The organism is Mycobacterium sp. NPDC049093 (genome assembly GCF_040704635.1).
GTDB lineage: Bacteria > Actinomycetota > Actinomycetes > Mycobacteriales > Mycobacteriaceae > Mycobacterium.
Genome location: NZ_JBEZJS010000003.1, coordinates 445,017 through 457,925, shown reverse-complemented (window position 1 = coordinate 457,925; position 12,909 = coordinate 445,017). Strand labels below are relative to the sequence as shown.

Here is a 12,909-nt window from a genome sequence, read left to right as displayed (position 1 = left end):
GCGGTCATAGTCCGATGTAGACCGACTTGGTGTTGAAGTAGGCCTCTAGTCCCTTCTTGCCGCGCTCACCGCCCCAACCGGACTGCTTGTGGCCACAGATCGGCATGGAGGGGTCCGCCGCCAACGCGGAGTTCACCCAGATCTGGCCACCCCGAAGGGAATTCGCGACGCGATGGGCGCGGCTGAGGTTCTCGGTCCAGATCGCGCCGGCCAGGCCGTACTCGGTGTCGTTGGCGGCGGAGATCGCCTCTTCTTCTTCGTCGAAGGGGATCACCGAGCCGACCGGGCCGAAGATCTCCTCAGTGATCAGCCGCATGTCGGGGGTGGTGTTGGTGACGATGGTCGCCTCGTAGAAGTAGCCCTTGCGATCCATCGGCTTGCCGCCTGTGATCACCTCGGCGCCGCCTGCCACACCGTCGCTGACGATGCCCTCCACGCGCTTGCGCTGCTTCTCGCTGATCAGCGGGCCGAGAACCGACGTGGGGTCCTCGTAGCCGCCCATCGGCAGCATCTGCGCAAAGCCCGCCAGCCCTTCTACGACCTGGTCGTAGATCTTGCGTTGGACATAGATACGGGATGTGCAGGAACAGTTCTGGCCGGAACCGGCGAGCAACCCCATGCCGGCACCCATGATCGCCTTGTCGAGATTGGCGTCGTCGAACATGATCAGCGGCGATTTCCCACCGAGTTCCAGCGTCAGGCGCTTGAGGTTGCCTGCGGCGGCCTTGACGATCAGACGCCCAACCTCCGTCGACCCGGTGAACGCGATCTTGTCTACGTCCGGGTGCGCGGTGAGCGCCGCGCCGGTGGTCTCGCCGTACCCGGTGATGACATTGAGCACACCGTCGGGCAATCCTGCCTCGCGGAAGATCTCTTCGAGCTTCAGCGCGGACAGCGGGGTCTCCTCAGCCGGCTTGAGCACTGCGCTGCATCCGGCCGCCAGGGCCGGGGCAACCTTGAGCATGGCGACGAAAAACGGTCCGTTCCAAGGGATGATGAGGCCGACGACGCCGACCGGCTCGAGCTGGGTAAAGGTGTGATACTCCTCGAAGTGGCCGAGCAGGCCGTCGGAGATGAGATTGGCCGACTCGCCGTGGATCTTGCCAACCCAACCTGCGTAGTAGATCAGCATCTCGTTCGCGACCTTGATGATCTGCTGCGCAGCCATCGCGTTCATACCGTTGTCCCGCGCCTCGATCTCCGCGAGCTCCTCGGTGCGCGCCTTGATGATCTCGGCGGCGCGGAAAAGTACCTCGGCCCGGTGGGCCGCGGGCAGCTTGCGCCACACCCCTGATTCGAACGTCTCTCGTGCCCGGGCCACCGCGGCGTCGACTGCGATCTGATCCGAATCGGGTACCTCCGCGATCTGCTCCTCGTTGGAGGGGTTGAACACCGGGATGGAGCTGCTCACTTGGTCCGTCCTTTCGCCGAGTCGCTCTGCGGGGCAGGCCTGGCACGTCGATTACGAAAACTGTCGGTCTGCGCGCGAGGCCGCGGACAAACCACCGTGAGCTTATGCGCGTAAGTGGGACGGGTAAAGAGGTTTCTCCGTGCCTGCGGTGAAAAGTTCCCGAACTGCCCGCATGCGAGGAAGTTCGTTCCTCGCTTGCCGGAACGGCAAGATCCGTGCCATCGGGCGCCGCCGTGCAGATACTGGGCATGGTGGATACAAGCCAGCGCCGCAGGCACGACAATCCGCCGCCACGGACCGCGAACAGCGAATCCGAGGTATTGCGGGGGTTTCTCGACTATCTGCGCGCGTCGATCGCTGCGAAGGTCGACGGCGCGCCGGAACCGATGGCGCGTACGTCGCCGGTGCCGTCGGGGACCACGCTGCTCGGCCTCCTGAATCATCTGACCTACGTCGAACGGTGGATTTTTCTCGGGGACGACGTCACTGACTGGCAGGCGACGTTCGCTGTCGAACGGTCGGACCGCGCCGCCGACATCGTCGCCCGCTACCGGAACGCCGTCGAGCGGGCCAATGAGGTGCTCGACGACTGCACCGATCTCGCGGCACCGCTTCCGAGATCCCGGCCCGGGCGCCCCTCGGCCAGCGTCCGCTGGGCCCTGACTCACATGATCGAAGAGACCGGCCGCCATGCCGGTCACGCGGATATCCTTCGCGAACTCATCGACGGCACCACCGGCCGGTGATCGATTCAGACGTATCCGAACTGATTGGGCTGTTCACGTACCCGCACGACATCGCCCTCCAGGTTCAGGCCGATCCATGTCTCATGTCGGGTGCTCACCTCGTGGCGGGCGACTATGCCGCGCTCAGGAAGACGTACCTCGACAGACACCGACTCCTCGGCGTCAGGTAGATCAACTTCAACGCCGGCGGCATAGCCCGTCTGCATTCGGGTCGTGGGGCGACCGTCGTAGGCTCGCTCGCCGCCGACAGTGACCTCGACGAGATCGCCGCCCCACCCCTCCTGCAGTTCGATGTGCAGCTTCACGAGTTCCGACGCTTATGTGCTTGCCGGTCACCGTTGTTGCCGTTGGTTCGACGGTTCTTCCCGGGTCCCTTCGAGGCCGCGGCAGCGAGCGCCTTGGCTTTGTCGTCAACTGCTTCGACCACGGAAGGCAGAACGCCGCGTTGTCCCAGGATGTCGCCCAATGACTTCTGCATCGCCGCAGCGGGCTGGACTGCGCCACTCGTCGCCAGCGCCTGGTTGATCGCCTCGACGTTGTTGCGGAACGTTATGTGACCAAAGGTTTCTGCAGCTTCAGGTGTCGGCACCCTGTCGCCGATCAGCTCCACCACGTCATCGACGCGCGCCGGTCGTTGCTCGACTATGCCGCCTGCTTCGGCAACGCGGTTCGTCGTGATCGGCGCTTCCGGGATCACCAGCAATTTGTAATCCTTTGCAAGCGGCGCCGCCAGCGCCGCCGCGGCGTGGATGGCTGCCCTGGTCTGGGGCAACCGTTCGACGGTGTCACGCAGCACTTCGTTGGCCGACGTCAGGACCGCGGTACCGGTGAACGACAGCGTGCGGCCAACATCCTCGGAGAAGAACTCCTGCGCTACGTCTTCCTCGTCCCAGCTTCGGGGCGGGGCGATTCGCAGCTGGAGCGGGGCGCTGGTGACCACCCGTCCGTCGACGTCGACCGCAACCTGAATCTGATAGACCCCGGGATCCGATACGTCCCAACCGTTCAGCCCGGCGAAAACCGGTAGCGCTTGGTACATCGATTCACCTGGTTGTAGGACGGTCATGTCGAGCTTGCGGCACTGCCGTGAGTATGGCATCCATTGGCGCGCCGGCTTGCCCTTCTGCTTGAGGATTACGAGCACGTCCTGTGGGTCGATGACAGTCGAGGACAAAAGCTTTGGCTGCGTGTCGGTATTCGTGAGTTTGACTTCCAGTATGACGGGCTCGAGGAACTCGAACACGGGCCTGTCTCGGTTGACGCGGACCTCGACGCGATAGGTCGACTGCGCATTGAGCTCGGCCTGCTCAAGCCCGTGGTGGTCGAACCAGTCGGCATTGCCCATCTGTACGAAGCGAGCCGGGGCGTGGCGCATGAACAGCAACTCAGGGTCGCTGAACCGGAATGGGAAGTCCGCAAAGAACGCTCCCTGGCCGCCCTGGACGTTGTAGGGGTAATTCATGAACGAACGCGCCTCGGGCTCATTGGAAAGCGGGATCCAGGGCGTGCCGAGTGCCTTCTGCCACGAGTGGGCCAGATTGAAAGCGTGACCCATCTCGTGCACCGCAGTCCAGAACCGCATACGCGCCACCCAGGCGTCGGGAGCAGGGTCGCCTGTGGGCGGGTCTTTTATGAACGCTTCGGTGAAGATTGCCGTACCTTGGCGGTGGTTGGGGCCGATGTCGTCGAACATGATCCCGCCGAGCGAAGTTCCCTGGTCATGCAGTGCCGCCCAGAAGGTCCACATCGACCATTGCGGGGCATTCTTGAATCGCGACCAGTAGGTCTGCATGGCATCGTGCATCTCCGCGTCGCTCCACGTTCCGTTGGCGCCGGCGCCACCGACCGGAACAACACTGTCGCCGCTCGACTTGGTCACACTGAAGCCCGCGCGGGCGAACACATCCTCGATCGACAAATTCTCCGACGGCAACGACACCGGCCGATTCGGATGCGCATGGGTATCAATGGCATAGACCGGGTTTGCATCAGGCGTGTGATCGAACTCGAACTCGACCGGATGAAACGCTGTCGATGTCCACCGATAGGCCCGAGTAAAGGATCGCTGTCCGCCGCCGGTGAACGTGACCTTCGCCGACCGCTGATTGACAAAGGGACTCTTCACAGCCCGGATGTCGACATTGGTGTATCCGAAGGATGCAACATCTCCGTCCTTGAACCAAATCGGACCAGCCCAATGGTTGACGCCGATCTTCGCCAGTGACGCTACCCAGTGATAGCGCTCTGTCACGGCGAACGATGTCCCGCTCGCTGTCATCTGCGGGTACTGCCGGTCGATGTCGAGACGTAATTCCTCGCGCCGCAAGAGAATCGGAGGCAATGTTGCTTCTTGTCCGTTTCCCGTCGGCTGTCCGTCGACGCCTGCATCTGCAGGAGGAAGATTGAGGACATCCACGAGCCGCCATGTGTAGAGTCCGCTTGCCGCTGGGATGAGCCACGGGGGAATAGGGATTACCGGAGCCTCGAGTTCGTCAGGACTCTCGGTGGGAACACCGCCGGCAATGTCGATATCGTCTCGACTCAGGCTCTCGGGAATTTCGATGTAAGTCATCTCTACGGCCCTCTCGACTCGCGCCGGATCCCTCGTGGATCGACAGATCCTCACGGTTGCACCGCAGGCCCAGAGGCGGCGCGCGTACTGCACTACTTCAATTTCTCAGCATGACCGGTGCGACGCTCAAACGAATTGGCTCGAAGTTTGTCGTTACCCGTGCTAACGACCGGGCCTCCGCCTAATCTCGATGCGTGCGACTCGCCTGGCCGCTGACAGGGCGGTTGGAGGAGAGCCGGCTGATCGACGCCGCGCTGGCCTCTACCGAACTGTCCGGGATCGTCATCTATGGAAGCGCAGGGGTTGGCAAGAGCCGTATCGCCCGAGAAGCGCTCGCGGTAGCAGGTACCGGCGGTTACGAAACACGCTGGACCGTGGGAACATCGGCGGCTCAGGGACTGCCGCTGGGAACGTTCGCACGATGGGTGGGTACCTCGGACGCCGACAGTGTGGCGCTCGTCGACCGCGTGATCGGCGGCCTGACCGGAACCTCCGACGGCCGGCCGGTACTCGTGTGCGTCGACGATGCACACCTGCTCGACGGGTTGTCGGGCTTCGTCTTGCAGCAGATCGTCCAGCGGGGCGCCGCCAAGCTCCTGTTGACCGTGCGCACGGGTGCGCCGGTACCTGCCGAGGTGCTGACGGCATGCGACCGCGGCAGGTTCGAGCGGTTGGATCTGCAGCCGTTGTCCCGCGACGAGTCGACACGGCTGCTGACCGCCGCGCTCGACGGCCCGCCGGACGAGGACGCAGCGCGACGGCTGTGGCGGCTGACCCGGGGCAACGTGCTGTACCTGCGCAACATCGTCGAGCAGGAGGTCGCGCAGGGTCGCCTCGCGTGTCGGCAGGGCTACTGGCGGTGGACCGGCGATCCGGTGATTCCGCCCAGCCTGGTCGAACTGATCGAGACGCGGATCGGTGCACTGCCACCGGCGGTGAGTGAGGTGGTCGACGTATTGGCGGTGGCCGAGCCGATCCAGCTGCATCGGCTGGCCGCGATCACCGATGCCGATGCGGTGGCGACGGCCGAGGCCCGTGGACTGATCACGATCGATCCCACCGACCGTGAGGTCCGCGTGGCACACCCGTTGTACGCCGAGGTGCGGCGCAACCGGGTGCCGGGCTCTCGGCTGCGCCGCCTGCGGGGGCTGGTTGCCACCGCGCTCGGCGACCGGGACGACCGCGAGTCCATGCGGGTGGTGGTGCGGCGAGCCGCGCTGATGCTCGATTCGGATCTCGCGCCCGACCCCGAGTTGCTGACTCGGGCCGCGCAGGGCGCGGTGTGGTTGTCCGATCTGGCGCTGGCCGACCGGCTGGCTGAGGGAGCGATCGCCGCAGGCGGTGGCGCGGAGGCGAAATTCATTCGGGCCCATGCCTTGTCATGGCTCAGTCGGGGCGAGGAGTCGGACGCGGTGCTCGACGCCATCCAGACCGATGAGCTCACCGATGACGGACGGGCCCGGCTGGCGTTCCTGCGTGCGTCGAACCTGCTGTGGTCACTGGCCGATCCGGAGGGTGCCAAGCGGCACATCGACGATGCGGCGGCGGGCATTCCGGCCGACGCCCGGGCCGGCATCGACGCGTTCTACTCGGTGTACTGGGCCGCGACCGGATATCCAGAGCGGGCCGCGACAGCGTCCAGCGGACTGGATCTCGATGCGCTGCCCGCCATCGTGGGTGCGGTCACGGCGTGGTCCGTGACCCTGTCGTGTGGCGACGCGGGGCGTGCCGACGCGGCGGTTGCCGCCGCTCGGGTCGGTTACCGCATCACGGACGGTTCTTTCGACGCGGCCCACACCCGGTTCGTCATCGCCGACGCACATATCGGTGCGTTGCTTCTGGCCGGGCGGATCCGCGAGGCACGCGAGGAAGCCGGGCAGTTGAGCCGGCTGGCCGCCGAGCTGCCCGGCGTGGCGCAGCTCTTCGGCATGGCGCTGGCGGGTCGCTCCGCCGCATGGGCCGGACAACTCGGCGATGCGGCTGAACTGCTGAATCCTGCGGTCGAGTTGATGCGGGCTGCGGGGGAGCGCAACGGATTCGGTTACCGCTTTCACCTGCCGAAGGCCACTGCACTGGCGATAAGCGGTCTGGCGGATGACGGCGCGGTCATGGAACTCGACGAGTGTCGCCATCCCAGTTGGCATTACCTCGCCTACGAGCATGCCCTGGTGCGGGCCTGGGTCGCTGCGAGTCAGGGGGCGGTGTCTGAGGCGGTGGAGATCGTGCTCGATGCGGCAGACACCGCAGGGAACAACGGGCAATTGGCGGCCGAGGTGTTGTGCCTGCAGACGGCGGCCCAGTTCGGCGACCATTCCCGTACCCGACGGCTCGACGAGCTGACCGGTCTGGTCGAGGGGCCGCGGGTCGGCGCCGCTGCCGCGTTGTGCCGGGCCCTCGCCCATGACGACGGCGACGGGTTGGCAAAGGCATCAGCAGAATTCGAGGAGTTCGGCGACCTGGTCGCGGCGGCCGATGCGGCCGGTCGCGCGGCGGTGGCGTATCGGCGCAAGGAGATGCGGGGGTCGGCTCTGGCAGCGGCGACGCGGGCTACGGCACTGGCCGAAGCCTGCGGTGGCGCGGCCACGCCGGCATTGCTCGCGGCCGCCGAACGTCTGCCCTTGACCGCCCGGGAACGTGAGATCGCGATGTTGATCGGAGCCGGGCTGTCCAGTCGCGCGATTGCCGACCGGCTACGCCTCTCGATCCGCACCGTCGAGGGACACATCTACCGGGCAATGGCGAAAACCGGGGCATCCACCAGGGCCGAGCTGATCGCGCTCCTACCGCGGCGGCATCGCGGCTGATTCGGGTATCGCGGTACTCGCTCTGGTTCGGTGGAACCGTCGCATCCTGGATCGATGGCCGACGAGGGGGACTTGCACGAACAGGCGTTGCGGCAACTGCCGTTGCCGTACTCGCTGGCATTGCGGCTCCGCGACGCCGGAGTGGCACGTGAACTGGTGTGCGAGTACCTCAGTGTCGAGGACTCCGCGCTCGACGGCATCTACCGGATCGGCGAAGCCAAATTGGCCGCGGCATTGCGTTCGACCGCGAATTCCTGAGCTGGTCACGGTGTCGCGACCGCAGGACTACAGATCCAGCGCCTGATACGTCCGTCGAACGAAACGGGGTTGTGCCACCTGAAGTTTCGCCGTCGAGGTGTTGCCGCTGACGGCTGCGGCGTCCACCGACAGATTCGGATGGTTCTGGATCAGATAGATCAGGATCAGGTCCGCCGGCGGGTCGGCCTGCCACCACGTGCCGTAGGCGCCGGGCCAACTGAAGGTGCCCAGCCCGCCAGGGCCGAACAACTGGCGTGACTTTGTCGGGTCGGTGACCACCGACAAGTTCAGGCCGAAGCCCCGACCCACCCAGAACGGTGCGCCCAGGAACTGGTGCTGCTTCTGTTCGGGGGTGAGCCGATCGGTGCGCATCACCCGGACCGACTCCTCGGACAGCACCCGCACCCCGTCGACCGTGCCGCCGGCCAGCAGCATCCTGGCGAACTTCAGATAGTCGTCTGCGGTGGAGAACAAGCCTGCCCCGCCTGTGCAGAACGGGGGATCGGCGATCGGCGCCGGGCCCATCACATCGTGGGTCAGGGTGTTCTCGGCGGTCAGCTGGTACATCGTCGCCGCCCGACGGCGGCCGGCGACGTCGACCGAGAATCCGGTGTCGACCATGCCCAGCGGCGCAAAGATCCGTTCGGACAGGACCTGGGCCAACGGCTTCCCCTCGATCCGGGACAACGCGATCCCCAGCACATCGGTGGCGTGACTGTAGGTGAGGCGTTCGCCGGGCTGATGGGCCAACGGAAGTTTGGCCACCTCGGCCAGCCAGCGGTCCTGGTCCTGGCGCAGCGACAGCTTGCCGTAGGCCGTCGCCAGCGGCCCCAGCACCGAGAACACGTAAGCCAGACCGCTGCGGTGGGTCATCAGGTCATCGAAGGTGATGGGCCGCCGCGCGGGCTCGGTGCGGTCCAGCGGTCCGCGCGTCTCGCGCAACACCCGCATGTCCGCCAGTTCCGGCAGCCATTTTGTCACCGGCTCGTTCAGCGCGAACTTGCCTTCCTCGGCCAGCGCCATCGCCGCAGCCACCGTGACAGGTTTTGTCATGGAGGCGATCCGGAAGATGGTGTCCCGTTGCATCGGGAGACGGGCGTCGACGTCGCGGTGCCCCAGGGCATTCACCTGGAGCACCTTGCCCGCCTGCCACACCAGCGTGACCGCGCCGGCCAGCAGCCCAGCGTCGATCGCCTCACGGATGGACGTCTGATTGCCGTCGAGATTCATCCGCGCCAGCCTATCCAGAGGCGCAGTCCCGATCTCGGCTACCTCCAGGCGTCACCCGCGGCGCCAGCGCCTGCGGGCCCGGACCACACTCGACCAGTCCTGGTACCCGAGCCGGTGGGCGATCTCGTAATGCGGAATCATGCGGTCCCGCAGGAGATTGTCGGCGACGCTCCGGCGCACCTCGTCCAGGACGGCCCGGTAGGTGGTGCCCTCGCGCTCGAGGTGCCTGCGCAATGTCCGCGATGCGTAGTGCAGGTGCAGCGCCACGTCTTCCAGGGTGAGGTCGAGAGACGACTGGTCGAGCAGATGTGCGCGCACCTGGGCGGCGACCCCGGTGTGATGCAACCGCTCGGCGCGGATGCGGTCACAGTGGGCGACCATCAGCTCGGCCGTGTGGGCGTTCGCCATCGGCGGTGCCAGGTCCAGATAGCCCACGTCGTAGACGATTTCGTTGCGGGCGTAGCCGAATGACACCGGCACCCGGAAGTAGTCCCGGTACACCTCGACACAGCTGCTGACGGAAGGAGCCAGGAAGGCGAACCTGATCTCGTGCAGCGGGACCGCGTCGACGTCGGGGAACGTATCGCGCTGAATCTGCATGACCGCGGTCAGATCACGTTCGACGACGAACCTGCGGATCGCCTCGGGCATGTCACCGGCATCGAAGGCCAGGACGTAGTGGTCGTCGTCGATGCGGGCCGTCATGGTCGAGAAGGCGAAGGTCAGCATTGCGTAGTACAGGCCACGATGGACCGTGTCCCGCACGCTGGCCGACGCAGCCAGGAGATAACCCAGATAGCCGTAGGCGGTCAGGTGGTAGCTGCTGCCCAGTTCCACCCCCGAACCGGGACTGTCCGCGCACCGGGCGGCCAGATTGCGGATCACCGCGAGCTCCTGGCTGGCCTCGACGACGGTGTCGATGTCGGTCAGGGAGGAGGCATCGAGATGAGAACCCGCCAGCACCGCCTCGGCAGGGATGCCGCGCCGGGCCGCCCACTCACACATGATCGCGACCGAAACCGCCGTGCGCGGGTGGTCCCAGGGGTCGGTCATGGCCGCTATGACCCGGTTGGTCGATTGGAGCACCGGGGAGCTGGGCAGTGCCCCCTGATCAGCGGATTCGGCGAGGACCGGCGTCATGACGCCCAGTTTTGCCGACCTGCGGAGCGCGGTCAACGAGGGCATGAGCCTCCGAAGTGGCCGGAAATGTCGAGTTGTGGCCGGGACGGTCCTGTCGGACGGCGCGCCACGGCTCTACGGTTCGGGGGAGTGATTCAGATCTCAGTTCGCCCAGAACTGTGTCGGATGACACGCGAGGAGACGCTCTGGTGAAAGTCAAGGCCGCTGTCGTCGAGGAAATCGGCGCACCATGGACGATCTGCGAGGTTGACCTGGGGGACCCGGTTGCCGGGGAGGTGCAGGTGAAACTGGCCGCGTCGGGCCTGTGCCACTCGGATGCACACGTCGTCGCCGGCAGCAGCCCGGTGCCGTTCATGCCCGTACTCGGTGGTCACGAGGGTGCCGGTGTGATCACCAAGGTCGGCCCCGGCGTCACCGGGCTGGAAGAAGGCGATCACGTCGTCCTCGCCTTCATTCCGGCGTGCGGCACGTGCCCGTCGTGCGCCACGGGTCTGCAGAACCTCTGCGACGAGGGCGCCGGGCTGCTGACCGGCCAGGCTGTCTCCGACAAGACGTACCGCGTGACCCGCGACGGCCAACCGGTCATCCAGATGTGCCTGCTCGGCACCTTCGCGCCGTACGTCACGGTCAGCCAGGCCTCGGTCGTCAAGATCGAGAAGGACATACCGCTGGAGGTGGCCGCCCTGCTGGGCTGCGGAGTCTCCACCGGCTGGGGCTCGGCGACCGAAATCGGTGACACCCACCCGGGCGACACAGTCGTGGTGATGGGCATCGGCGGAGTCGGGATCAACGCGGTGCAAGGGGCGAAGTTCGCGGGTGCACGGTTCGTCGTCGCGATCGACCCGGTCGACTTCAAGCGGAAGAAGGCGCTCGAGTTCGGCGCCACCCACACGTTCGCCTCCGTCGAGGACGCCGCCGCCGAACTGCCCGACCTCACGTGGGGAAAGATGGCTGAGGTCACGATCATCACGGTCGGCGAGATCAAGGGCGAACACATCCAGCAGGCGCTGAGCCTGACCGGCAAGGGCGGACAGGTAATCGTCACGGGCATGGGCGATTTCACCCAGTCGACCGTCGACCTCAATCTGTTCGAGCTGACCCTGCTGCAGAAACGGGTCCAGGGGGCGGTGTTCGGCGGCGTCGGCCCCCGCACCCAGATCCCGAGACTCCTCGACCTCTACCGCTCCGGCAATCTCAAGCTCGACGAACTCGTCACCACCCGCTACCGCCTGGCAGACATCAATCAGGGCTACCGGGACATGTTCGACGGCAAGAATCTTCGCGGCATCGTCGTCTACTCCGACGCCGACCACTGAACCGAACAAGGGGGCATCAATGCAGATTCAAGACAGCAACTACATCGACGGCAAGTGGGCGGTTTCGAGCGGCAGCACCCGCATACCCGTCATCAACCCGGCGAACGACGAGGTGATCGCCGAGGTGGTGGCCGGCACTGCCGCAGACGTCGACGCCGCCGTGGCAGCCGCACGTGCCGCTTTCCCGGCATGGTCGGCGACGCCGGTCGGGGAGCGCGCGGATTACCTCACCGCGATCGCCGGCAAGCTGGCCGAGCGGTCCGAAGACCTGGCCCGCACGGTCTCCTCCGAGATGGGTTGTCCCATCACGATTTCCCGGGCGATCCAGCTGGGGCTGCCACTCAACAGTTTCGCCGAGGCCGCCAACATCGTGCGCGAGTACGAGTTCGAGAACGAATACCGCGGATCGACGATCGTGCGCGAACCGTTCGGCGTGCTGGGCGCCATCACGCCCTGGAACTACCCCCTGCATCAGATCGCCCTGAAGGTCGCCTACGGATTGGCCGCGGGAAACACCGTCGTCGTCAAACCCAGTGAGGTGACGCCGCTGTGCGCGCTCGCGCTGACCGAGATCATCGACGAGATCGGTCTGCCCCCAGGCGTGTTCAACCTGGTGTTCGGCACCGGGGCGGATGTGGGCGAGGCGATCGCCGGGCATGACGACGTCGATATCGTCAGCTTCACCGGATCAACCCGGGCCGGTCGGCGCGTGCAGGAAGTCGCCGCCCGCACCGTCAAGCGCGTCTCGCTGGAGCTCGGTGGCAAGAGCCCCAACATCATTCTCGACGACGCCGACCTGGAATTGGTGGTGCCCGCGTCGGTCAAGACGATGATGCTCAACTCCGGGCAGACCTGCTCGGCGCTGACCCGCATGATCGTCCCGCGTGACAGGCTGGCCGAGGTCGAGGCACTCGCGAAGGCGACTGCTGACGCACTGCCGGTCGGCGACCCGAGCGACGAAGGGACTGCACTGGGCCCGCTGTCGTCCCGGGCGCAGCAGGAGCGGGTGATCGGCCATATCCGGACGGCGATGAACGAAGGGGCACGTCTGGTCACCGGCGGCGACACCGCAACCGACGGCCCAGGTGCCTTCGTACGGCCGACCGTGTTTTCCGACGTCACCGAGGACATGGCGATTCATTCCGAAGAGGTCTTCGGCCCGGTTCTCGCGATCGAGGCATACGACTCGGAGGACGACGCGGTACGGATCGCCAACGCAACGGATTACGGCCTGGCCGGGGCGGTCTGGTCCGCCTCGCCGGAGCGTGCCGAGGGCATCGCGCGCCGGATCCGGGCCGGCCAGGTGCAGATCAATGCCGGCGCCTTCAACGCCAACGCGCCCTTCGGCGGATACAAGCAGTCGGGCAACGGGCGTGAGGCCGGCCGGTACGGGCTCGAGGAATTCCTCGAGATCAAGTCGATCCAGCGGTGA

10 protein-coding genes are annotated in these 12,909 nt (G+C 66.0%); 5 read left to right on the top strand and 5 right to left on the bottom strand.

Annotated elements, in window-relative coordinates:
* Window positions 1–4: 4 nt before the first annotated feature.
* Window positions 5–1,411, bottom strand: coding sequence for an aldehyde dehydrogenase family protein (locus AB0876_RS12585; RefSeq protein ID WP_491839012.1), 1,407 nt, complete (start codon window positions 1,409–1,411; stop codon window positions 5–7).
* Between the two features lie 248 nt (window positions 1,412–1,659).
* Between AB0876_RS12585 and AB0876_RS12580 the strand changes: the two genes are divergently transcribed.
* The gene (locus AB0876_RS12580) at window positions 1,660–2,157 is read left to right on the top strand and encodes a DinB family protein (RefSeq protein ID WP_491839013.1); all 498 of its coding nucleotides are present in this window, start codon (window positions 1,660–1,662) and stop codon (window positions 2,155–2,157) included.
* A gap of 5 nt (window positions 2,158–2,162) precedes the next feature.
* On the opposite strand, the gene AB0876_RS12575 is transcribed toward AB0876_RS12580, so the two are convergent.
* A complete protein-coding gene (locus AB0876_RS12575) occupies window positions 2,163–2,462 on the bottom strand; it encodes a hypothetical protein (protein WP_491839014.1) in 300 nt (99 codons plus the stop codon).
* Entirely contained in the window at window positions 2,459–4,729 is a 2,271-nt protein-coding gene (locus AB0876_RS12570; RefSeq protein WP_526042121.1) for a hypothetical protein, read from the bottom strand. The genes AB0876_RS12575 and AB0876_RS12570 overlap by 4 nt, the downstream gene beginning before the upstream one ends.
* A gap of 194 nt (window positions 4,730–4,923) precedes the next feature.
* Between AB0876_RS12570 and AB0876_RS12565 the strand changes: the two genes are divergently transcribed.
* Window positions 4,924–7,533 (top strand): helix-turn-helix transcriptional regulator, encoded by a 2,610-nt coding sequence (locus AB0876_RS12565; RefSeq protein ID WP_526042120.1) that lies wholly within the window; start codon window positions 4,924–4,926, stop codon window positions 7,531–7,533.
* Between the two features lie 54 nt (window positions 7,534–7,587).
* Window positions 7,588–7,791, top strand: a complete 204-nt coding sequence (locus tag AB0876_RS12560; protein WP_491839017.1) for a hypothetical protein — start codon at window positions 7,588–7,590, stop codon at window positions 7,789–7,791.
* Window positions 7,792–7,818: 27 nt separating this feature from the next.
* Here AB0876_RS12560 and AB0876_RS12555 read toward each other — a convergent pair whose 3' ends face one another.
* Complete coding sequence (locus tag AB0876_RS12555; RefSeq protein WP_491839018.1) at window positions 7,819–9,021, bottom strand: serine hydrolase domain-containing protein; 1,203 nt, start codon at window positions 9,019–9,021, stop codon at window positions 7,819–7,821.
* A gap of 51 nt (window positions 9,022–9,072) precedes the next feature.
* The gene (locus AB0876_RS12550) at window positions 9,073–10,161 is read right to left on the bottom strand and encodes an AraC family transcriptional regulator ligand-binding domain-containing protein (protein WP_491839019.1); all 1,089 of its coding nucleotides are present in this window, start codon (window positions 10,159–10,161) and stop codon (window positions 9,073–9,075) included.
* A 188-nt stretch (window positions 10,162–10,349) separates the two neighbouring features.
* Between AB0876_RS12550 and AB0876_RS12545 the strand changes: the two genes are divergently transcribed.
* Window positions 10,350–11,477, top strand: a complete 1,128-nt coding sequence (locus AB0876_RS12545) for an NDMA-dependent alcohol dehydrogenase (RefSeq protein WP_526042119.1) — start codon at window positions 10,350–10,352, stop codon at window positions 11,475–11,477.
* Window positions 11,478–11,496: 19 nt separating this feature from the next.
* Window positions 11,497–12,909, top strand: coding sequence for an aldehyde dehydrogenase family protein (locus AB0876_RS12540; protein WP_526042118.1), 1,413 nt, complete (start codon window positions 11,497–11,499; stop codon window positions 12,907–12,909).

What these genes read in the sequence shown, in the direction of transcription:
- AB0876_RS12555 (WP_491839018.1), bottom strand. Translation starts at nt 9,021, where the DNA reads ATGAATCTCGACGGCAATCAGACGTCCATCCGTGAGGCGATCGACGCT.
- AB0876_RS12570 (WP_526042121.1), bottom strand. Translation starts at nt 4,729, where the DNA reads ATGACTTACATCGAAATTCCCGAGAGCCTGAGTCGAGACGATATCGAC.
- AB0876_RS12540 (WP_526042118.1), top strand. Translation starts at nt 11,497, where the DNA reads ATGCAGATTCAAGACAGCAACTACATCGACGGCAAGTGGGCGGTTTCG.
- AB0876_RS12580 (WP_491839013.1), top strand. Translation starts at nt 1,660, where the DNA reads ATGGTGGATACAAGCCAGCGCCGCAGGCACGACAATCCGCCGCCACGG.
- AB0876_RS12560 (WP_491839017.1), top strand. Translation starts at nt 7,588, where the DNA reads ATGGCCGACGAGGGGGACTTGCACGAACAGGCGTTGCGGCAACTGCCG.
- AB0876_RS12550 (WP_491839019.1), bottom strand. Translation starts at nt 10,161, where the DNA reads ATGACGCCGGTCCTCGCCGAATCCGCTGATCAGGGGGCACTGCCCAGC.